Source organism: Vibrio owensii CAIM 1854 = LMG 25443 (assembly GCF_000817815.1).
GTDB classification, from domain to species: Bacteria; Pseudomonadota; Gammaproteobacteria; order Enterobacterales; family Vibrionaceae; genus Vibrio; species Vibrio owensii.
Genome location: NZ_JPRD01000025.1, coordinates 89,510 through 112,343 on the forward strand (window position 1 = coordinate 89,510; position 22,834 = coordinate 112,343).

Sequence of the window (22,834 nt, forward strand, 5' to 3'; positions counted from 1 at the left end):
GACCTCTCTACATAGAATGGTTTAAGCGTGGGACTGAATGCCCCCATACAAGGTTTGATATAAGCCTTCTTGCTCAACGAGCTCACCATGGGTTCCTGTTTGCGTCACTCTTCCATCTTCAAGCACATAAATCAAATCGGCTTGTTTCACCGCAGATAAACGGTGGGCAACGATTAAAGTAGTTCGACCGCGTAAGAATTCAGTTAACGCCTTATGTAATGCCGCCTCTGTCGCGGTATCCAATGCAGACGTTGCTTCGTCTAGGATAACAAATTGTGGGTTACTCAGCACCATGCGTGCGATTGCTAAACGCTGACGTTGGCCGCCTGACAAGCGGATACCATTACGCCCAATCTGTGTATCCAAACCGTGGCTAAGTTGAGAAATGACGTCTTGCAGCTGCGCCACTTCTAGGGCACGCCACAGTGACATTTCATCGAAGTCGCCACCGAGGGTGAGATTATGCCTCAAGGAGTCATTAAATAGTATAGGTTGTTGTAAAACCACGGCAATTTTGTCGCGTATCACTTCAAAACTAATGTCATCGGTCAGTTCATCATTAAAACGGATAGAACCTGCGTTTTGACGGTAAACACCAATCAACAGTTGAATCAGCGTGGATTTGCCACCACCACTTGCACCGACCAGGGCCACCTTCTTACCGGCAGGAATGTGTAAAGATAGATCGTCCAACACTTTGTTTTCGTTGTTGTATGAAAAATCGACATGTTCAATTTTTACATCAACTTCTCGATTTTCTTTGAAAGGATTTACTTTCGAAACAGGTCTATGTTCTTCTTCCAATTCTAATAGGTCGTTAATACGCTTAAGCGCCGCTTTCGCACTGTACCAAGAGAATTGGATGCCCAAGAGTTCTTGTACCGGAGATAACATAAACCACAGGTAACCAAACACAGCAAAAATTTGACCAATGGTGAGGTCACTGAACATCACCATTAACATGGCAACGGCGCGGAATAGCTCAAAACCAATGAGAAAAAGAAGAAAAGAGACGCGACCAGCAGCTTCTGATTGCCAAGCGTATTTGTCGGCATCGATACGAACTTGGTCGGCACTGCCTTTGAGCTGCTGTAAGAATTCGCGTTCTTTGTTCGCTGCTCTCAATTGGTAAATGCCATCAAGCGTCTCAACCAGACGATTTTGGAAAATCTCAAAAGATTGGTTTTCCTTACGCTTTAGGTGTTTCACCATACTTCCCAATTTACGAGAGAAGTAGATAACAATAGGGTTCACCAGAAGGATAAATAGACCGAGTCGCCAATCGAGCCAAAGCAGAACAATGGCAGTACCAATCACGGTTAGAAAGCTAATAATGAATTTCGCTAACGTAGAACCAATAAATTTATCAATGGTCTCAATGTCGGTGATAAGGTGAGCGTTGATGCCGCCGCTGCCTTTGGTTTCGTACTGACGAATGCTAATACGACCAAGTTTGTCGATCATCTTGCTGCGCATTTCAAAGGTGATGGTCTTTGAAACCAGTGTGAATTGTCGACTTTGAAGAATGTTGAAAGCTTGGCTGCCTGCTCGCATGAGTACAACCAAAAAGAGAGTAAAGAAGATATAACCCGTAGGTGTATGCCACGCCTCAGGTAAAACCGCGTTCATCGCTGCAAGGCCAGATGCCGGTTTGTCCAATAAGACTTCATCCACCATCAGAGGCATAAGAAGAGGGATTGGAACACTAATCAAGGTCGCAAGTACGGCTATCAAGTTCGCTAGAATCAGCTTGGACTTGTGCTTTTTCACTTGTGTTATCAACCAAGAACGGCTAATAGTGTCGTTTTTCGGATTCATTGTAATTGAGAATAAGTCCTATTAAAAAGTAGGGCTGCATTGTAACGCCATACGATAAGAATGGAAGCCTAAATAAAAAGTAGGAAGTTAATATGAACATAGAACAATACCAAAGACTTACCAAGCAAGCTGTTGCGCTGATCGAATCAGAAAAAGACTACATTGCAAACCTAGCGAACATTAGTTCTCTACTATTTATGGAGCTGGACGACCTAAACTGGGCTGGCTTCTACCTTAAGAAGGGAGACGAACTGGTTCTTGGTCCTTTCCAAGGCAAGCCAGCATGTGTTCGCATTCCAATGGGGCGTGGTGTCTGTGGTACGGCTGCACAAACTAACAGCGTACAAAGAGTATACGATGTACATGAGTTTGAAGGTCACATTGCTTGTGATGCAGCGAGCAATTCAGAAATTGTGATTCCTTTTACTATCAATGGGGAAGTGGCTGGCGTGTTGGATGTTGATAGTCCAAATATCGGCCGATTCAATGAAATTGACGAAGAAGGTCTCACTCATTTTATGGTTGAAGTAGAAAAGCTGCTTAATTCGCACGCTAACGACGCATAAATTCGCCCTCGAGTGTGGTTTTTCCTTGGCATGTCACTATAATACGAGAATATTTTTTCTTAATGCTTCGCGGAAATCCGCTCAAACCAGGAACCCTCATGACTGAAAAGTTAAAAAACAGCAAAGAAGTTATCGCATACATTGCTGAATGTTTCCCTAAGTGCTTTACTTTAGAAGGTGAAGCAAAGCCTCTGAAAATTGGTATTTTTCAAGATCTTGCGGAACGTCTAAATGAAGACGAAAAAGTAAGCAAAACTCAGCTTCGTGCAGCGTTAAGACAGTACACTTCATCATGGCGTTACCTACACGGTGTAAAACCAGGTGCAGTACGTGTTGATCTAGATGGCAACCCATGTGGCGAGCTAGAAGAAGAACACGTAGAACACGCTAAAGCGACACTTGCTGAAAGCAAAGCGAAAGTTCAAGCTCGTCGTAAAGAACAAGCTCAGAAAGCTCGTGAAGAGGGTAAGGCGAAAGCGAAACCTGCGGCGAAAAAGCCTCAACAGCCTCGTCGTGCTAACAAACCAAAAGTACAAAAAGAAAGTAAGCCTGTAGAAACACGCGCGCTAAACGCTGACGAGATCACAATCGGCAACGCAGTAAACGTGAACATGGGCAAAGGAAACATGGCTGCGACCATTGTTGAAGTCAATAAGGAAGATGTACGTGTTCAACTTGCTAACGGCCTACAAATGGTTGTGAAAGCGGAGCACTTGCGCGCATAAGGGAGATACTCCTACGCATGAATTGCCGTTCAAAAGTGACACTGATTGCTGCTAGCTTCTGGCTAGCAGCATCAGCTCAGGCTCTAGAAGCCAAACTAAACAAAGATGATTTGCCGGTTCTTGCTCCTGAAGTTCAGCATGAAACAGCCAGCAAACGAGTGACTTCTCGATTTACCCGCTCTCATTATAAGCACTTCAATCTGAATGATGATTTCTCCAAAGCGATCTTTGAACGCTATGTAGAAATGCTTGATTACAATAGAAATATTTTTACTCAAGCCGATATCGATTCTTTCAAAGATTGGTCAATTAGCCTTGATGATCAGCTTAAAGCTGGCAACAACAAGATTGCATTTGATGTTTATAACCTTTCGATGCAGAAGCGTTTTGACCGTTTTGCCTACGCACTGACTCTACTCGATAAAGAAATCAAGTTTGATACTGACGAATCTATCGAACTGGATCGTTCTGAGGCCGCATGGCCTAAAAACGAAGCCGAGCTAAATGAGTTATGGCGCAAACGTGTTAAATACGATGCTCTAAACCTTAAAATGACTGGTAAAGAATGGCCAGAAATCAAAGAGGTTTTAGAGAAGCGTTACAACAACGCGATGAAACGCATTACGCAAACTCGCAACGAAGATGCTTTCCAACTTTACATGAATGCTTTCGCTCGTGAAGTTGATCCGCACACTAGCTACTTATCTCCTCGAAATGCAGAACAATTCCAATCAGAGATGAATTTGTCTCTTGAAGGTATTGGTGCCGTACTTCAAATGACCGATGACTACACAGTGATTCGATCTTTGGTTGCCGGCGGTCCTGCTTCTAAGAGCAAACAGTTGGGCGAGGGTGACCGCATCATCGGTGTTGGTCAAGATGGCGAAGAAGTTGTCGATGTCATTGGTTGGCGTCTTGATGACGTCGTTCAGTTAATCAAAGGCCCTAAGGGAACCAAAGTTAACCTACAAGTCTTGCCAGAAGGCAAAGATGCAAAGAGTTACGTTGTCACTATTGTTCGTGACAAAGTTCGCTTAGAAGACCGCGCGGTTAAATCTGAAATCATCGAAAAAGACGGTAAAAAGATTGGTGTTCTTGAAGTTCCAAGCTTCTACGTTGGTCTCTCGAAAGATACAGACAAACTGCTTGCTGAACTAAAAGCCAAGAACGTTGATGGCGTGATCGTTGATTTACGAAACAACGGTGGTGGTGCATTGACAGAAGCAACCGCTTTAACAGGTCTCTTTATTAAAGAGGGCCCGGTTGTTCAAGTTCGTGATAGCTACGGACGTATCAAGGTAAATGCAGATACCGATGGCCAAATAAGTTACGACGGCCCGCTAACTGTATTGATCAACCGTTACAGTGCTTCAGCGTCTGAGATCTTTGCGGCAGCAATGCAGGATTATAACCGTGCGATTATTCTTGGCGAAAACTCTTTCGGCAAGGGTACCGTTCAGCAACATCGTTCACTGAACCATATCTACGATCTTTTCGATAAAGAGCTTGGTTATGTTCAATACACGATTCAGAAGTTCTACCGCATTGATGGTGGTAGTACTCAGAACCGCGGTGTTGCACCAGACATCGCTTATCCAACGCCAGTTGAGCCAAGCGAAACAGGTGAAAGTGTTGAAGATAACGCGTTGCCTTGGGATAGCATTGATAAAGCAAAATATCAGACGTTCCCAAGTAACGACGCACTTGTGACTCAACTGACTGAACTTCACAACAAACGTATCGCAGATGAAATGGAATTCCGCTTCATCAAAGAAGATATTGAGAAGTACCGTAAAGAGAAAGACGATAACTTATTGTCTCTTAACGAGAAAGTTCGTGAAGATGAATCGGATAAAGCCGAGGCTCTACGTCTAGAGCGCATCAATGAACGTCAAGCTGCAATGGGTAAAGAACCATTCAAAACGCTTGATGATGTGCCAAAAGATTACGAAGCACCAGACGTTTATCTAGATGAATCCGTTGCTGTTATGGTCGATATGCTGAAAAGCTAATAATTCTGTCATAATGACTAACAATTCTGTGTATTAAGAGCGAGTCATAGCGACTCGCTCTTTTTTTTATGTGTATTTACCACTATGTTCAAACTGAATTCGGTGAATCCTACGCTTAATTTTCTCCAACAAATTACGTGATGTAGATCAAATATTTCGCGAAAACGAGATCTAGCACCTAAGCTAAAAGAAAACGATAAGGATACCGTTATGAAATGGTTCATTATTTTACTTAGCTTTTGCTGCTTTAGTGTTTCTAGTGCGGAAACCAACAAGGAAGACGAACTCAGTCACTTCGACACCCCGTTTTTGATCGGCGATTGGTACTTGATGAATCCCAACCCGGAAGAATCATCCGAGAATTTCCGTGCTATCAAATTGACCTTGGGTTCTGATTACACCTTTTCGATCGATATACAGAAAAAAGACTACTCAATAGACCATTGGGAAGGGATGTATAACGCCAATGAAGACACCATTGTTCTTGGTTTGAATACAGATGAACCGCAAATTTATGCATATCGAAACAATCACAACACACTAGATTTGAACGGTGTGACCTTCACAAAAGGACTATCAAATGCGCTTGCTGGCATTTGGTCCAGTTCACAAGTCGGTGGCGATGGTATGCTCGCCAATAACATCAATCAGATGGATTTGATTCTACAACCTGACTTTGTGTTTATGTTCCGTGTCGCGAACGATGAAGGTGAGGAGTCTGTCAAGCAGGGCGTGTTCTACACCGAGGGGGAACATTTGGTTCTTTTGTATGAAAACGGTGAACATGGTACGCGTTATGTACTCAATCAAAATGAGCTTACGATTAAGGATTCCAACGGTGATATGTACGCGGTTCTCAACCGAGTGACACCCTAAATGATTCATCATCATTATTTCACGCTAGGTTATTAATAGTGAAATGTTCTGATGTTGATTAAATGTTAAACAGAAAGCGGAGCTAAGCCACTAAAAGCTCCGTTTTTTTATATAAAGACTTGTATTCTGATACCACAACCCCTACAAATAGCTTATATCGTGATACCAGTAAGAGGTGTTTGAGCCTCTAGTCCTGGTATTTTTGTGGTTCTATATACAAGGATATATGGACATGTCTCAAGCTCCCCAAGCGAAATATCGCAAAGATTACAAATCGCCATCTCATGCCATCACGGACATTGACTTGACGTTTGATCTTTATGACAACGACACGATCGTTACAGCAGTATCAAAAGTAGTTCAAAAGGGTGAATCAACCACATTGGAACTCGACGGTGAAGGGCTAGAGCTACGCTCCGTAAAAGTAAACGGTGAAGATTGGGCTCACCATGAAGTAAAAGAAGCCTCTTTAGTGCTTACCGATTTGCCTGCGGAATTTGATTTAGAAATCGTTACTAAGATTGACCCGGAAGCAAACACTGCACTTGAAGGCCTTTACAAATCAGGTGGTGCGTTCTGTACGCAGTGTGAAGCAGAAGGCTTCCGTCGTATTACTTACTACCTAGACCGTCCAGACGTTCTTGCGAAATACACAACAAAAGTGATCGCAGACAAAGCCGTGTATCCATACCTATTAAGCAATGGTAACCGCGTAGCTGAAGGTGAGGTAGAAAATGGTCGTCATTGGGTTCAATGGCAAGACCCACACCCAAAACCAGCTTACTTGTTCGCATTAGTAGCCGGTGATTTCGATGTACTACGTGATAAATACACAACCACATCAGGTCGTGAAGTAGACCTAGAAATCTTTGTCGACAAAGGCAACCTAGATCGTGCTGGTCATGCGATGACTTCACTTATCAACTCAATGAAGTGGGATGAAGACCGCTTTGGTCTTGAGTATGACCTAGATATTTACATGATCGTGGCTGTTGATTTCTTCAACATGGGCGCGATGGAAAACAAAGGTCTAAACATCTTCAACTCGAAGTTTGTCCTTGCGAATGAAAAAACCGCGACTGACCGTGAATACCTTGGTATTGAGGCGGTAATCGGTCACGAATACTTCCACAACTGGACGGGTAACCGCGTGACTTGTCGTGACTGGTTCCAACTGAGTTTGAAAGAAGGCCTAACGGTATTCCGCGATCAAGAGTTCTCATCTGATCTTGGTTCACGTGCAGTAAACCGCATCGACAACGTTCGCATTATTCGCGGTCCTCAATTCGCGGAAGATTCAAGCCCAATGTCACACCCAATTCGTCCGGATAAAGTTATTGAAATGAATAACTTCTACACGCTAACCGTGTACGAAAAGGGCAGCGAAGTGATCCGCATGTATCATACGCTACTTGGCGAAGAAGGTTTCCAAAAAGGTATGAAACTGTACTTCGAGCGTCATGATGGTACTGCAGCAACGTGTGAAGATTTCGTTTCTGCAATGGAAGACGCAACGGGCGTTGACCTTAAGCAATTCCGCTTATGGTACAGCCAGTCTGGTACGCCAACACTTCGTGTAAACAGTGAATACAATGCGGAAGCAAAAACTTACGCACTAACGGTTGAGCAATTTACTGAAGCAACGCACGACCAAGCAGAAAAACAAGCGCTACATATTCCATTCGATATTGAGCTATACGCGCAAAACGGTGACGTGATTCCACTGGTTATCAACGGTGAATCGGTACACAACGTTCTGGACGTGAAGCAAGACAAGCAGACTTTCGTATTCGAAAACGTCGCAGAACAGCCAGTGCCATCATTGCTTCGTGAGTTCTCTGCACCGGTTAAATTGGAATACGATTACAGCGATGATGAGCTGATCTTCTTGATGAAGCACGCAACGAACGATTTTGCGCGTTGGGATGCAAGCCAAATGCTGCTAGCGAAGTACATTCGTCAAAACGTAACCAACGTTCAAGCAGGCGGTGAGGTTAAGCTATCAGAAGACTTAATCGATGCATTCCGTGGCGTGTTACTTGATGCGAATCTTGAGCCAGCGTTTATCGCACAAGTTCTGTCTTTACCTTCAATTAACGAAATCACTGGTTGGTACAAGCAGATTGATATTGATGCGGTAGATACGGTACTGAATGACATTACAGTGTCACTTTCTAAAGAGCTAGAAGATGAACTGAGTGCCACCTACCACGCATTGAACCAAGCAGAGTACAGCATTGATCACGACGTTATTGGCAAACGAGCTTTGCGTAACCAATGTCTGCAGTTCCTAGCTCATACAGAGAAGGGTAACGAACTAGCTAAAGCGCAATACGAGTCATCAAACAACATGACTGATACGATTGCGGCAATGAGTGCAGCAAACAATGCGCAACTTGCATGTCGTGAAGCCCTAATGGCTGACTACAGTGACAAGTGGAAGCACGATGGTCTGGTTATGGACAAATGGTTTGTTCTTCAGGGCAGCAACCCAGTTGAAAACGCACTTGAGAAAGTGAAAGAAACCATGAGCCACGAAGCATTTAGCTTGAAGAACCCGAACCGTACGCGTAGCTTGATTGGTTCTTTCTTAAACGCAAACCCAGTGCGCTTCCATGATAAATCAGGCTCTGGCTACCAGTTTGCTGGTGAGATCCTTCGTCAGTTGAACGATACCAACCCACAAGTGGCGTCTCGTATGATCGATCCTCTATTGAAGTTCCGTAAATACGATGAAGGTCGCCAAGCCCTTATCCGTGCAGAGCTTGAAAAGCTTAAAGCGATGGACAATTTAGCGAAAGACCTATTCGAAAAAGTGACTAAAGCACTAGACGAATAATCGACAAAAGAATAGGGTGGTCGTTATGATCACCCTAGTTTTTTGTTCTGACAATAGTCCATTCTCATGAACCAGTATTACTTCTCTCTCAACATCTCTTATCAAACATTTCTTTCACACTATTCCGGCGCCGCAAGTTCGGTACAAGTCATTACTGACAATGGTTTGAGAGTGCAACTAGATGCATCAAAATTTAGACCATTTCTTAGTCAATTAGGCGTTAGAGGTCGTTTTAGACTCACAACTGACCAAAATAATAAGTTTCTAAAGTTAGAAACTCTGTGATGCCTGATATTCCTAGTGAGTTAAACAGGAATCTTAGTCACATAATCAAACATTTCACCTCTTACCACTGCGAATTTTTGTTAAACATTTGTAATTATGCTTTTACAATAAGTGCATGCATTACCTATGCTTAGTTTCGAGGCTAAAACCCGAAGTTAAGTCCCCCTACAAAACAACAATTCTAATGTGGAGTGTGAATATGACCGCGCGTGAAAATGTAGTGCCGGTTCTGCTTGAAAAGGTATACCAACTAATTCAAGACAAACTCGAGCTTTCTCACCAACCGCTTGTAACTAAACTTGCTCAACACTTATTTAGCAACATTGCTGATGATGACTTGATTCAGCGAAATGAATCCGACCTTTATGGTGCCGTTGTTAGCCTGTGGCATCATATCAATGAAAAGAAACCAGAAGATATTTCTGTCAGGGTGTTCAACCCGACTGTCAGCCGCCAAGGTTGGCAATCAACTCACACTATTGTTGAAATTGTTGTACCGGATAGCCCGTTTTTGGTGGACTCCATCAAGATGGCGCTAACGCGACTCGACCTTGTTTCTCACTTGATGCTCAACAACCCAACGCAACTAGAACGCGACAAGAAAGGGCAAGTGACGGACGTAAATGGCGAGGGCGGCGTTCTTCAATCTCTATTCCACATCGAAGTAGACCGTTTAACCAGTAAAGATGAAATGCAAGCACTGAAAAATGAGTTGCTTACCATCTTATCAGACACGCGCTTAGTGGTTGATGATTGGAAACAAATGGTTGATAAACTTAAGATCGTTACTGATGATCTTGAAAAGAACAAAGATCGAGTTTCGATGAAGACCGATCGTTTAGATGAGACGATCGAATACCTACGTTGGTTAGGGGATCATAACTTCACCTTCATGGGTTACAAAGAGTATGATCTTGTTAGCGTCAATGGTGACACTGAGCTGCAACCTGTTAAAGAGAAAGGTCTTGGTCTCTTTGCCGATGACAATCGCATTCGCAGCATCAAGCTTTCTGAACTGTCCGACTCTGCGCGCCTAGAAGCGAAAAAGCCTTACGCATTGATCATCACTAAGGGCAATCAAGCATCTCGTATTCACCGCCCAGCTTACACTGACTACATTGGCGTTAAGAAATTCGATAAGAACGGTAAAGTGATTGGTGAGCACCGTTTCACAGGTCTTTACACTTCTGCTGTATACAACCAAGCCGTACAAAGTATTCCTCTGATCCGCGAGAAAGTGGATCGTATTCTAGAAGCGAGTGGTTACCGTAACGGATCGTACTCGTACAAAGCCCTGCACAACATTCTAGAAAACTACCCACGTGACGAATTACTTCAAGCTCGTGAAGAAGAGTTATTAGAAGTGGGGATGGGCGTCGTTCAAATGCAAGATCGTGACTTGTTACGTCTATTTGTTCGTAAAGACCCGTTTGGTCGATTCTTCAGCTGTATGGTTTACGTGACAAAAGATCGATACAACACAGAACTTCGTCGTCAAACGCAACGCATTCTTAAGCAGTACTTTGGCTGTGAACAAGAGGTTGAATTCACAACCTTCTTCTCAGAAAGCCCGTTGGCGAGAACCCATTACATTGTTCGTGTAGACAATAACAACATTGATGTAGACGTGAAAAAGATTGAGCAGAACTTAATGGAAGTATCGACTTCATGGGACGACCGCCTAAAAGAGTCTATCATTGCTAACTTTGGTGAAAGCAAAGGTCTTCCGCTTTCGAAAGAGTACATGAGCGCATTCCCACGTTCATATAAAGAAGACATGATGCCAGGTTCTGCGGTTGCAGATATCGAACGTCTAGAAGCGTTAAGCGACGACAACAAACTCGGTATGTTGTTCTATCGTCCGCAAGAAGAAGCGGCTGAATCGAAAGCAGTTCGCTTGAAGCTATACCACCGCGACGAGCCAATTCACCTATCCGACGTGATGCCAATGTTGGAAAACCTAGGGTTACGTGTGATCGGCGAATCTCCATATGAGATCGAAACCAACAATGGTCAAACGTTCTGGATCCTCGATTTCTCAATGCTGCATAAGAGCGACAAGACCGTTGATCTTCGTGAAGCTCGCGATCGTTTCCAGCAAGCCTTTGCTGCAATTTGGGCAGGTAATTTAGAGAGTGATGGCTTCAACCGCTTGTTGCTAGGCGCTTCACTGTCTGGTCGTGAAATTTCTATTCTTCGTGCATACGCTCGCTATATGCGCCAAGTTGGCTTCCCATTCAGCCAACAATACATTGAAGATACCCTGAGCCATTACCCAGATTTGGCTACAGGTTTGGTGAATCTGTTTGCTAAGCGATTCGATCCAAAACACAAGGGCAGTGAAAAAGGTCAGAACGATCTTATCAAGAAAATAACCGAGCAATTGGATCGTGTTGAAAGCCTAGATGATGATCGTATTATCCGTCGCTACATGGAAATGATCACGGCAACGCTACGGACTAACTACTACCAGTTGGACGAAAATAAACAGCCGAAACCTTGGTTATCACTGAAGATGAAACCAAGCGAAATCCCAGACATTCCTCAGCCTGTACCAGCGTTTGAAATCTTCGTGTACGCACCGGATATCGAGGGTGTACACCTACGTGGCGGTAAAGTCGCGCGTGGTGGTCTACGTTGGTCGGACCGTCAAGAAGATTTCCGTACGGAGATTCTTGGCCTAGTTAAAGCACAGCAAGTTAAGAACACGGTTATTGTCCCTGTGGGTGCAAAAGGTGGCTTCGTATGTAAACGTCAGCCAACTCTAACTAACCGTGATGAAATCTTTACTGAAGGTCAACGTTGTTACAAACGTTTTATTCGTGCGCTTCTTGATGTTTCCGATAACATCATCGAAGGCGAAGTCATTCCACCGAAGAGTGTTGTGCGTCACGATGAAGACGACCCATACTTGGTTGTTGCAGCCGATAAAGGTACAGCGACGTTCTCTGATTTGGCGAACTCTGTATCGGATGAGTACAACTTCTGGCTAGGTGATGCGTTTGCATCAGGCGGGTCTAACGGTTACGACCACAAAGCAATGGGTATCACTGCGAAAGGTGGTTGGGAATCGGTGAAACGCCACTTCCGTGAAATGGGCATCAACTGTCAAACCACTGACTTCACCGCAATTGGTGTTGGTGATATGGCGGGTGACGTATTTGGTAACGGTATGCTGCTATCTAAGCACATTCGTCTACAAGCTGCGTTCAACCATATGCACATCTTCATTGATCCAAATCCAGATTCAGCCACCAGCTGGGAAGAGCGTAATCGCTTGTTCAATCTACCACGATCAAGCTGGGAAGATTATAACGCCGAGTTGATCTCACAGGGAGGTGGTATTTTCTCTCGACGCTCTAAATCGATCCAACTGACGCCAGAAATCCAAAAAATGTTGGGCACTAAAAAAGCATCTCTTGCGCCAAACGATCTGATTAAGATGATCCTACAAATGGACGTGAATCTACTTTGGAATGGTGGTATCGGTACTTACGTTAAAGCTTCTAGCGAGACACACACTGATGTTGGCGACCGTGCAAACGACGTACTTCGCATCGATGGACGTGATTTGAAAGCGAAAGTCGTTGGTGAAGGCGGTAACTTGGGTATGACTCAGCTTGGCCGTATCGAGTACGCAACCACAGGTGGTCGTGTAAATACTGACTTTGTTGATAACGTTGGCGGCGTAGACTGTTCGGACAACGAAGTAAATATTAAGATCTTCTTGAACGGCCTTGTATCAAATGGCGATTTAACGGTTAAACAACGCAACCAGATTCTTGAATCGATGGAAGACGAAGTAGGCGAAATCGTATTGGACGATGCATACCGTCAATCTGAGTCGATTTCGGTGACTGAACAACAAGGTGTTGGCATCGTTAAAGAGCAAATCCGCTTTATTCACACTATGGAAAAAGCAGGATACTTGGATCGTGCTCTTGAGTACATTCCAGACGATGAAACCTTGATTGAGCGAGAAAAACAAGGTCTTGGTCTGACACGTCCTGAACTTTCAGTTCTAGTGGCTTACGGTAAGATGGTTCTGAAAGAGCAATTGGTTGCTGACGAAATCGCAAATGACGAATTCCACGGAAAACAACTGGTTGCTTACTTCCCAAGTGAGTTACGCCGTAACTATAAAGATCAGATGATAAATCACCCACTGCGTGCCGAAATCATCGCAACAGCTCTGGCAAACCAAATGGTTAATGAAATGGGCTGTAACTTCGTGACTCGTCTTCAAGAAGAGACGGGGGCGAGTGTCGTTGATATTGCGAACGCTTACAGTGCAACACGTGAGATCTTCGAACTGGAAGATATTCTTAAGCAAACTCGTGCACTCGATAACGTTGCAACTGCAGAAGCACAGTATGAGATCATGTTTTATGTACGTCGCGCATTGCGCCGTATCTCTCGTTGGTTACTTCGCAATCGCAGCGGTAAGAGCACAGTAACTGAGTTAGTTGCGCTATATAAAGACGATGTTCACACTATTACTGAAACGCTAGACACCATGCTAGTTGCATCAGAAGTGGAAGAGCATAACGAACTTGCTCAGAAATGGATTGAGCGCGGAGTAGAGGAGAAACTGGCACACCATGTAGCTCGTCTTTCTAGCCTACAGTCTGCACTGGATATTTCAACAGTAGCAAGCGAAACGGGTAAAACGGTTGAACAAGCCTCGAAGCTTTACTTTAATCTAGGTGACCGTTTATCACTTCACTGGTTCTTGAAACAGATCAATAGCCAAGCGGTTGATAATAACTGGCAAGCTCTTGCTCGTGCAGCATTCCGTGAGGACCTCGATTGGCAACAACGTCAATTGACTGCTCAAGTTCTAACTTGCGGCTGCTCAACAGAAGATCTAGACGTGATGCAAGCACTCGAAGATTGGATGACAACGAATGAATTGTCATTACATCGTTGGGAGAGCATCTTGAATGAATTCAAAGTTGGTTCCGTTCATGAGTTCGCTAAGTTCTCTGTTGCACTTCGAGAGTTGGTTCTACTTAACCTGAACTGTTCTTCGAACGAATAGGGTAAGTGACTTTAGCAAAAGCCTCGCAATCGCGGGGCTTTTTTATGTTCAAATCATTATAACTCCACACAACAAGTGACGACGTAACGTACAATTTGAGTTTTCCTGGCATGAAATCGTTTGCTTTTAAATAAAAAGCTAGCAATTTTGTATAGAGAATAGAGTGCTAATCAACTGTTTTTATGAACAAAATTAAAATGAGACATACTATTTTGCTGAATTCACTCATTTTCATTGAATTGCACTGAAAAACAGTAAATAATATTGACCCGTTTACACGGGGCTTTTTTCTTTCGGAGGCACAATGCTTTACCGTCTAGCCAGAACTGGCTTTTTCCAACTTGATGCCGAAAAGGCACATGATCTTGCAATCAAAAACTTCCAACGCTTTAACGGCACTCCTCTCGATCTTTTCTATCGTCAACAATTACCAAATCGTCCAGTAGAATGCATGGGGCTTACATTCCGTAACCCAGTGGGTCTTGCTGCTGGTTTGGACAAAAACGGCGAATGTATCGAAGCGTTTGACGCTATGGGCTTTGGTTTTGTCGAAGTTGGTACTGTTACGCCTCGTCCGCAACCAGGTAACGACAAGCCACGTTTGTTCCGCCTAGTTGAAGCGGAAGGTATCATCAACCGTATGGGCTTTAACAACCTAGGTGTGGATCATCTGGTTGAGAATGTGAAAAAGGCAAAATACAACTGCATTCTTGGTATCAACATTGGTAAAAATAAAGATACACCAATTGAGAAAGGGGCAGAGGACTACCTGATTTGTATGGAAAAAGTGTACGAGTATGCCGGTTACATCGCCGTGAACATCTCGTCACCAAATACACCAGGGCTTCGTTCACTTCAGTACGGTGAAGCGCTAGACGAATTGCTATCTGAACTCAAAGAGAAGCAAGCAGAACTTGCAGAAAAGCACGGTAAGTACGTACCACTTGCGCTAAAAATTGCACCGGATTTGAGTGATGACGAAATCAGCCAGATCTGTGAGTCGCTAATTAAGAATAACATCGACGGTGTGATTGCAACAAACACAACGCTTGATCGCACAGTCGTTGAAGGCATGAAACATGCGAACGAAGCGGGTGGTCTAAGCGGACGTCCGGTTCAATCTCGTTCAACAGAGGTTGTTCGTAAACTCCACGAAGAACTCGGCGACAAACTTCCGATCATTGGTGTGGGTGGTGTTGACTCTTACGTTGCAGCAAAAGAGAAAATGATGGCAGGCGCGCAACTTGTTCAGGTTTACACTGGTTTTATCTACCACGGACCTGGTCTCGTACGCGATATTGTTAAAAATCTATAAGATCAATCGCTAAATCGTTGAGAAATCGACGCTTGTTACTAAAAAAAGAGGAATTCGTTTCCTCTTTTTTTTTGTCCGTTCGTTTGTAAAATTTAAAAATCATGAGTAGGTAATTAAGCGTCTTACCTCTTATTGCTGTTTAACTAGTCACAAGAGAACGGAATAATGCTTAAACCCAGCGACAAATGGAATTGGTATTTTGACGAGCAGAAAGCTTGCCTAATGCTGGATTTAGGGGAGGAAATGATTTTCCAAACCAATCTATGCCGAAAGCTGTTGGTCAATTGTGCCTTCTCAGACAATGAATTCACCGTTGATGACGCAAGCGCGTTCCAAACGTACAACGAACGAATCCGCTGTCTCGACATCAACGAATACCGTCAAGCCGAACTTACGCTTTATTGCGTAGCCGCGAAACGCTTTCATAAGCCAGTCCAACCTAAGAGTTGGTTCTTCGATGCCCAATGCGATGGGCACGAGCCAGAAGAAGGGGACATGGTCTTTCTAACAAACCGATATTCAGAAGGTGTGTTCGTCGTCCTAGAGCCAGGTGAAACATCAAGCCTGTGTGCTTATGTTGGACAGGAAGAGTTCCTGCTAGACGGCAACAAAACGCTCCAGTTTGGTCAACCGATTAAAGTAATGCATGATCGCATGGTCTGTGCTAATCACTTATTCATGATGGCACCGATGGCGATGGTGGGTTAGTTTCCTTTTGATTTTTTCTTTAATTTCGTTCCTTTGTTTGCATTAATCGACCGTACTAGGTCGATTTTTTTTGCCTAGAATTTCCCAAATCTCTCCTAATACACGCTCCAAACTCACCCCTAGGTGAGGGGGATTTCGTATCTCATATATGAAGCAGCTCACTTTTATTTCACTTTTTTCATTTTAGCGTTTCCTTAAATTAGGCAACTTGGCGCTTAATATTTCACCTTTTATTCCTCTATATGTGCATTTTGTAAGTAAATTACACGCCAATAGCAATTTTGGTATAGACCATATTCACAGTAAATAAGTATTCACTTCTTCTAGAGGGCTTGTTCTTATTAGGTAGTGAAAAAGAGACGTATTTCTTGATGACAGACGTTGTGTTTTTACTTTCAGCAGGATGGGTTGGTGATGGATTGCGCTAATAAATCGAAAAAGCCTTTAAAAACGAGGCATTGATCGTAAAGTCAGGTATAATCAAAGCCATTTTTTATCGACGAAAGAACACTATGAATCAATATCTCGCGGTAACTTCAAATGGCATGGAAAACTTGCTTGTTGAAGAACTGACTAAACTAGGCATTGAAAACGCCAAACCAGTACAGGCAGGCGTAAAATTTAAAGCAACGAATGAACAGATTTACCGTTGCTGTTTGTGGAGCCGCTTGGCATCTCGATTTGTACGTGTTTTATCGGAGTTTACCTGTAACGACGACATGGACCTTTACCTGTCAACGTCTGCAATCAACTGGGTAAACCAATTCCATAGCTCAAAGCGCTTTGTGGTTGACTTCAACGGTACTAACCGCGAAATCCGCAACAGCCAATATGGTGCAATGAAAGTAAAAGATGGCATCGTAGACTGCTTTGAGAAGAAAGGACTTCCTCGTCCAAATATCAGCAAAGAGCGTCCCGATATCCGTGTTCACGTCCGCCTACACAAAGATAAGGCAATTCTTGGTGTGGACATGGTGGGTAGTGGTCTTCATCAACGTGGCTACCGTCCAGAATCTGGTCGAGCTCCGCTGCGTGAAACACTAGCAGCAGCTATCGTAATGCGTTGTGGTTGGGATGGTTCTCAACCGCTTCTAGATCCAATGTGTGGTTCTGGTACGTTGCTGATTGAAGCGGCAATGATGGCAGCGAACATGGCACCTGGCGTTAAACGCAAACAGTGGGGCTTTGAAGCACTAGAAGACTTTGAACCAGAGCTTTGGGCAGAGATTAAATCAGAGGCAAATGTACAGGCTCGACGCGGTGTCAAAAAAGTTGACGCTAAGTTTTTCGGCTTCGATAACGACCCGAAAGTACTGAAGGTTGCACAAGACAACGCTCGTAGAGCTGGCGTGGAAGAGCTGATTACATTTGCACAAGGTGATGCAGCAACGATTACTCGTCCAGCTGGTTTCGAAGCCGGCGTTATCGTTTCTAACCCGCCTTATGGTGAGCGTCTTGGTACTGAACCGGGTCTGATTGCCCTATACACAGCATTTGGTGGCCAGCTAAAAGCAGAGTTTGGCGGTTGTAAAGCATCTATCTTCTCTAGTTCAGATGAGCTACTAAGCTGTCTTCGTATGCGTGCGGACAAACAATTTAAATTGAACAATGGTGCGTTACCGTGTCACCAAAAGAACTACAGCATTGCAGAGCGCAGCGCTGACGAAGTAAAAGGCGCAGATACTAGCGTTCAGATCGCACCTGACTTCTCAAACCGTTTGAAGAAAAACATTGGTAAGATTGGTAAATGGGCTCGTAAAGAGAAACTAGACTGTTACCGTATCTACGATGCGGACCTTCCAGAATACAACGTAGCGATCGACGTGTACGGCGATCAAATCGTGATTCAAGAATACGCAGCACCTAAGAATATCCCTGAAGAAAAAGCCAAACGCCGTCTAACGGACATCATCCGTGCAACGATTCAAGTAACAGGCGTAGAAGCGAACAAAGTTGTACTGAAAGTTCGTGAGAAGCAGAAAGGCCGCAGTCAGTACCAAAAACTGGGGCAAGTTTCAGAGACACTTGAAGTGAACGAGTACGGCGTGAAGCTGATCGTAAACCTTCACGATTACCTAGACACTGGCTTGTTCTTGGATCATAAGATCACTCGTCGTCGCCTTGGCGAAATGGCACAAGGTAAAGACTTCCTTAACTTGTTTGCTTACACTGGTAGTGCGACAGTACACGCAGCCGTTGGTGGTGCTCGTTCTACAACTACGGTAGACATGTCTAACACGTACCTGAACTGGGCGAAAGACAACATGCAGCTAAATGGCCGTGTTGGTCGCCAGCATCGTTTTGAGCAAGCTGACTGTCTACAGTGGCTTGAGAACGCGAAAGGTGAATACGATCTTATCTTTATTGATCCACCGACGTTCTCTAACTCTAAACGCATGGAAACGTCGTTCGATGTGCAACGCGATCATATTAAGCTAATGACAAACCTTAAGCGCCTGTTGCGTGCTGGCGGGACGATTGTTTTCTCAAACAACAAACGTCACTTCAAGATGGACGAAGCAGGGCTTGCAGAACTGGGGTTGAAAGCGCAGAACATTTCTTCTCAAACTCTGCCATTGGATTTCTCTCGTAACAAACAGATTCATAACTGCTGGCTGGTTACCCACGCAGAATAGGGACGGAACAGTAAAAAGATGTTGAACGTGCTAACACTTTACAGCACTGAAGGATGCCATCTCTGTGAGATGGCGTTTGATCTCGTTGGTCAGATTGGCCTCGCCGAACAAACTCACATCGTCGACATTGCGTTCGACGATGTTCTCTTTTCTCGTTACGGCGTCACGATTCCCGTATTGAAATATCAAGATTCTGAGTTGAACTGGCCGTTTGACTTAGAACAACTTACACATTGGTTGGATAATAATGGCATTACTTACCATTCATAACGCGCAACTTGCATTTGGTGACCACCCATTGCTAGATAAAGCGGAGTTCGCTCTTCAAGAAAACGAACGCGTTTGTTTAGTTGGTCGTAACGGTGCAGGTAAGTCCACGTTAATGAAAGTGCTTGCCGGCGACATTTTGTTGGACGATGGCAAGATTCAAATCACTCAAGACGTAGTTGTTTCTCGACTTGAACAAGATCCACCACGCAATCAAGAGGGTACGGTTTACGAATACGTATCTGGTGGTTTAGCTGAAATCGGCGAACAGCTGAAGATCTACCATGATCTTCTCGATCTTGTGGCTCAGGACCCAAGTGAAAAGAACATTAATCGTCTTGCTAAGATTCAAGAGCAGTTGGATCATCTAAATGCTTGGCGCTTTGATGACCGTGTCAAGAACGTTCTGGGCGCTTTAAAGTTAAGCCCGGAAACCAAACTGACGGACTTATCTGGAGGTTGGCAACGCAAAGCCGCTCTGGCTCGTGCACTTGTTTGTGACCCTGATGTATTGCTTCTTGATGAGCCTACTAACCACCTTGATGTAACAACCATCGAATGGCTAGAGAACTTCCTAAAAGATTTCAAAGGCTCAATCATCTTTATTTCTCACGACCGTGCGTTCATCAAATCGATGGCGACACGCATCGTTGACTTAGATCGCGGTCAATTGGCTTCTTTCCCTGGTAATTACGATCAGTATCTGAATGACAAAGAAGAGATGCTTCGTGTTGAAGAAATGCAAAATGCAGAGTTCGACAAAAAGTTAGCTCAAGAAGAAGTGTGGATTCGTCAGGGGATTAAAGCGCGTCGTACCCGTAATGAAGGTCGTGTTCGCGCTCTTAAGAAGCTTCGTGAAGAACGTCGTGACCGTCGTGAAGTGCAAGGTAAAGTTAACCTTAACATCGACGATGCATCGCGCTCAGGCAAGATCGTCTTTGAAGCAGAGAACGTCTCTTTTGCTTTTGAAGGCAAAAAGATCGTGGATGACTTCAGCTTCAACATCATGCGTGGTGACCGAATCGCTCTGATTGGCCCTAACGGCTGTGGTAAAAGTACGGTTCTCAAGTTGTTACTAGGCCAGTTAGAGGCACAAGGTGGTCGTCTACATTGCGGCACAAAGCTAGAAGTAGCTTACTTCGACCAGTATCGTGAAATCCTCGATCCTGAAAAGACGGTTATCGATAACTTAGCGGATGGTAAGCAAGAAGTGATGGTGGGTGGCCGTCAGCGTCATGCATTGAGCTACCTGCAAGATTTCTTGTTCGCACCAAAACGTGCTCGTACGCCAGTAAAAGCGTTATCCGGCGGTGAAAAAAACCGTCTGTTGTTGGCTCGTATCTTATTGAAACCTAACAACTTGCTTATTCTGGACGAACCAACCAACGATTTGGACATCGAAACGTTGGAACTTTTAGAAGAAATGCTTGCCAATTATCAGGGTACGTTACTGTTAGTGAGTCACGATCGTGAGTTCGTAGACAATACAGTAACAACCAGCTGGATTTTTGAAGGTAACGGCGTAATCGAAGAGTTCGTTGGTGGTTATCACGATGCTAAACAGCAGCGTGATCAAGTTCTTGCTTCACGCGGTCAGGTTGAAAAAGCAACGAAGAAAGAGAAAGTGGTTGAGGAAACTCCCAAAACTACGCAACCTAAGAACAATTCGAAGAAGTTATCGTATAAGCTGCAAAGAGAATTAGAGGCTCTTCCAGCTAAACTAGAACAATTAGAGTCGGATATTGAGACGCTACAAGAACAAGTGAATGACCCAGAGTTCTTCACTAAATCTGTAGAACAGACTCAACCGGTATTGGAACAGCTCGCTGCAGTAGAGCAGGAGTTGGAAATCGCATTCGAGAGATGGGAAGAACTCGAAGCAATGCAACAGGACAGTTAAGAATTCAATGAATTGTAGTAACAAATTCAAATTAACCGCCGTCGCGATGATGGTTGGTACAGCAATGAATGCTAATGCAGCATTGTATCAAGTTATTGAAGTAGAACCGGAGTCAAACGGTGATATTGTTAATTACGAGACCGCTTATGGCGTTGCGATTCAGCAAGGTGATGTTCAGGATGTAAGCACTGGTTCACCGTTTGTCCATGGTTGTTTTGATTCCGCAGCTGGTTGTACGCCGGAACAGTTTAAACTTGCGATGGAAACTCGTACAACACCAATCTCTGCAGGTGAGATGGTAGATGGAGTTAGTTATCGCGAAGAAGTTCCGTTTGCAATGGACTCAGGTTTTTATTATGTACAAGAATACGATGACTTTGAGCGCTATTGCTACAATGAACGTCGTTACTCAACGTGCGAATCCTGGGCCTCTGTGCATTGGCAACCATGGAGCAAAGAGTTAGGCAAAGACTTTACAACAAACGCACTAGCGTTTGTTGAGGGTGATGACAGTGCTTATGAAAACAAGTACAACAATGTGATCAACAGCCTTACTGCTGAGGGTGAACCAGTTGGTAACCAGAGTGTGGTAAGCGAGTCGGATTCTTCTGAACTGGAAACACGAAATACTGTTGTTGCACCTGTGGTCCCTACGATTATTCCGAGTGACGAAGACGCAACTGTTGTAGCGAGCCGAGCATGGCGCACTGACGGCACATTTACTGTTGGTAGTATTTCGGAAGAAGCAGTAAATGATAATGGCACGCATCATACGTCAAAAGCTGCTATCTGGGATAAAACTGGTGCGGTGAGTCAAGTTGATTGGCCTAGCAACACCTCTCAAGATGGAGAGCGTTTGGCACAAGGCAGTATGCGTGGAGTGGTATCTGACGGACTCACAGTTTATGGTGTTGGCTACAATACTTACCCTGACGACAACTACATGAACGCTACCGTGTTTGTAGGTCAGTTAGCAACTTCTGGTGAAATTGCTGGCGTCGAGTGGGAAAACAAATTAGTAAGCGGCGCTGAACAACGTATTAGCGGTGATACTGTTCATACAAACTCGCGTTTAACAGATGTTAACTCAAACTTTGTCGCGATTGGTGAAGCGAAACGTTCTGGTGCTTATTTGATGCCAACAGGTTCTGCTCCAAATCGCCTTTTTGTTGTTGAAGACGTAAGGAAAGACTCTGTTGTTGCAGATTATCCAACTACAGGTATTTTCTTCAGTGGTGCTGGCGGTCACATGGGAGCGATCAACTCGTACAACGAGATCGTTGGTCAACTAGACGCTGAAACAACTCGTGAAGATGAAGGTAAGCCTCGTCGTAAACGCGGATTTATCTATCCATACGCACTTGGTGGAGAAGTTAGCGACCGTGCTAAAGAAATCTTCGATGGCAAAGCATGGTTCTTGGATAACCTGACGAACGGTGGAGATTTCTCTGCAGACAACAACGCGTTCCGCATCATTAATGCGACAGACATTAACGACGCTGGCGTTATTTCAGCCACTGCAATGAAGTGTGAAGGCGGATATAAGAGTACCGACCATAACGCGTCTTGTGATGGTACTGAAAAGATCGTTGCTGTTAAGTTGATGCCTATTGCCGGTGCTACTTCGGCAGATATCCAGCAGAGAAGTATCGAAGACGAGGCTTCTGAGCGCGAAGGTGCTGGCCTTGGATGGTTGGCTTTGACCATGCTTGGCTTGTTCGGGTTCCGTAGAAAATAGTCAGTAATTTTTAAATCAAGCAGAGGCTCACAGAAATGAACCTCTGCTTTTTTATGCCTTGAGAAAACGCGCAATTTGATCGATTCTTATAAATGGAGTCATAAAAAC

Annotated in this window: 14 protein-coding genes; 13 read left to right on the forward strand and 1 reads right to left on the reverse strand. The window is 44.2% G+C overall.

The genetic code is table 11. The annotated features are described in order from the left end of the window. Positions 1 to 21: 21 nt before the first annotated feature. Positions 22 to 1,818, reverse strand: a complete 1,797-nt coding sequence (locus tag H735_RS15555; protein WP_020197436.1) for an ABC transporter ATP-binding protein — start codon at positions 1,816 to 1,818, stop codon at positions 22 to 24. Positions 1,819 to 1,910: 92 nt separating this feature from the next. Here H735_RS15555 and H735_RS15560 point away from each other — a divergent pair, with 92 nt between their 5' ends. From H735_RS15560 to H735_RS15615, 13 genes are all read left to right on the forward strand, one after another. Then, positions 1,911 to 2,384 (forward strand): GAF domain-containing protein, encoded by a 474-nt coding sequence (locus tag H735_RS15560; RefSeq protein ID WP_020197435.1) that lies wholly within the window; start codon positions 1,911 to 1,913, stop codon positions 2,382 to 2,384. Positions 2,385 to 2,482: 98 nt separating this feature from the next. Further along, entirely contained in the window at positions 2,483 to 3,109 is a 627-nt protein-coding gene (gene proQ / locus H735_RS15565; protein ID WP_020197434.1) for an RNA chaperone ProQ, read from the forward strand. Between the two features lie 17 nt (positions 3,110 to 3,126). After that, on the forward strand, positions 3,127 to 5,121 hold the full coding sequence (prc, locus tag H735_RS15570; RefSeq protein ID WP_005440088.1) for a carboxy terminal-processing peptidase: 1,995 nt from the start codon (positions 3,127 to 3,129) through the stop codon (positions 5,119 to 5,121). 210 nt (positions 5,122 to 5,331) lie between these two features. Then, entirely contained in the window at positions 5,332 to 5,997 is a 666-nt protein-coding gene (locus H735_RS15575) for a hypothetical protein (RefSeq protein WP_009706130.1), read from the forward strand. Positions 5,998 to 6,229: 232 nt separating this feature from the next. Beyond that, positions 6,230 to 8,836 (forward strand): aminopeptidase N, encoded by a 2,607-nt coding sequence (gene pepN / locus H735_RS15580; protein WP_020197433.1) that lies wholly within the window; start codon positions 6,230 to 6,232, stop codon positions 8,834 to 8,836. 66 nt (positions 8,837 to 8,902) lie between these two features. Next, complete coding sequence (locus H735_RS30165; protein ID WP_078607003.1) at positions 8,903 to 9,121, forward strand: DUF2835 domain-containing protein; 219 nt, start codon at positions 8,903 to 8,905, stop codon at positions 9,119 to 9,121. Positions 9,122 to 9,320: 199 nt separating this feature from the next. After that, positions 9,321 to 14,162 carry an NAD-glutamate dehydrogenase gene (locus tag H735_RS15585; RefSeq protein WP_020197432.1) on the forward strand — a complete coding sequence of 1,614 codons (4,842 nt, stop codon included), beginning with the start codon at positions 9,321 to 9,323 and terminating at the stop codon, positions 14,160 to 14,162. A gap of 304 nt (positions 14,163 to 14,466) precedes the next feature. Next, on the forward strand, positions 14,467 to 15,477 hold the full coding sequence (pyrD, locus tag H735_RS15590; RefSeq protein ID WP_017190185.1) for a quinone-dependent dihydroorotate dehydrogenase: 1,011 nt from the start codon (positions 14,467 to 14,469) through the stop codon (positions 15,475 to 15,477). Positions 15,478 to 15,642: 165 nt separating this feature from the next. Further along, positions 15,643 to 16,185 (forward strand): cell division protein ZapC, encoded by a 543-nt coding sequence (locus H735_RS15595; RefSeq protein WP_005426674.1) that lies wholly within the window; start codon positions 15,643 to 15,645, stop codon positions 16,183 to 16,185. 512 nt (positions 16,186 to 16,697) lie between these two features. Beyond that, positions 16,698 to 18,821, forward strand: coding sequence for a bifunctional 23S rRNA (guanine(2069)-N(7))-methyltransferase RlmK/23S rRNA (guanine(2445)-N(2))-methyltransferase RlmL (gene rlmKL, locus H735_RS15600; protein ID WP_020197431.1), 2,124 nt, complete (start codon positions 16,698 to 16,700; stop codon positions 18,819 to 18,821). Positions 18,822 to 18,839: 18 nt separating this feature from the next. After that, complete coding sequence (locus tag H735_RS15605; protein WP_012128011.1) at positions 18,840 to 19,091, forward strand: glutaredoxin family protein; 252 nt, start codon at positions 18,840 to 18,842, stop codon at positions 19,089 to 19,091. Continuing rightward, entirely contained in the window at positions 19,069 to 20,988 is a 1,920-nt protein-coding gene (locus H735_RS15610) for an ABC transporter ATP-binding protein (RefSeq protein ID WP_020197430.1), read from the forward strand. Before H735_RS15605 ends, H735_RS15610 begins: the two co-directional genes overlap by 23 nt. Before the next feature lie 7 nt (positions 20,989 to 20,995). Beyond that, the gene (locus tag H735_RS15615; RefSeq protein WP_020197429.1) at positions 20,996 to 22,726 is read left to right on the forward strand and encodes a DUF3466 family protein; all 1,731 of its coding nucleotides are present in this window, start codon (positions 20,996 to 20,998) and stop codon (positions 22,724 to 22,726) included. Positions 22,727 to 22,834 lie beyond the last annotated feature (108 nt).

Bases quoted from the DNA above. Each gene is read 5' to 3' on its own strand.
- pyrD (WP_017190185.1), top strand. From the start codon at position 14,467: ATGCTTTACCGTCTAGCCAGAACTGGCTTTTTCCAACTTGATGCCGAA.
- H735_RS15585 (WP_020197432.1), top strand. From the start codon at position 9,321: ATGACCGCGCGTGAAAATGTAGTGCCGGTTCTGCTTGAAAAGGTATAC.
- H735_RS15615 (WP_020197429.1), top strand. From the start codon at position 20,996: ATGAATTGTAGTAACAAATTCAAATTAACCGCCGTCGCGATGATGGTT.
- H735_RS15560 (WP_020197435.1), top strand. From the start codon at position 1,911: ATGAACATAGAACAATACCAAAGACTTACCAAGCAAGCTGTTGCGCTG.
- H735_RS15575 (WP_009706130.1), top strand. From the start codon at position 5,332: ATGAAATGGTTCATTATTTTACTTAGCTTTTGCTGCTTTAGTGTTTCT.
- H735_RS15605 (WP_012128011.1), top strand. From the start codon at position 18,840: ATGTTGAACGTGCTAACACTTTACAGCACTGAAGGATGCCATCTCTGT.
- pepN (WP_020197433.1), top strand. From the start codon at position 6,230: ATGTCTCAAGCTCCCCAAGCGAAATATCGCAAAGATTACAAATCGCCA.
- H735_RS30165 (WP_078607003.1), top strand. From the start codon at position 8,903: ATGAACCAGTATTACTTCTCTCTCAACATCTCTTATCAAACATTTCTT.
- H735_RS15555 (WP_020197436.1), bottom strand. From the start codon at position 1,818: ATGAATCCGAAAAACGACACTATTAGCCGTTCTTGGTTGATAACACAA.
- H735_RS15595 (WP_005426674.1), top strand. From the start codon at position 15,643: ATGCTTAAACCCAGCGACAAATGGAATTGGTATTTTGACGAGCAGAAA.
- prc (WP_005440088.1), top strand. From the start codon at position 3,127: ATGAATTGCCGTTCAAAAGTGACACTGATTGCTGCTAGCTTCTGGCTA.
- rlmKL (WP_020197431.1), top strand. From the start codon at position 16,698: ATGAATCAATATCTCGCGGTAACTTCAAATGGCATGGAAAACTTGCTT.
- H735_RS15610 (WP_020197430.1), top strand. From the start codon at position 19,069: ATGGCATTACTTACCATTCATAACGCGCAACTTGCATTTGGTGACCAC.
- proQ (WP_020197434.1), top strand. From the start codon at position 2,483: ATGACTGAAAAGTTAAAAAACAGCAAAGAAGTTATCGCATACATTGCT.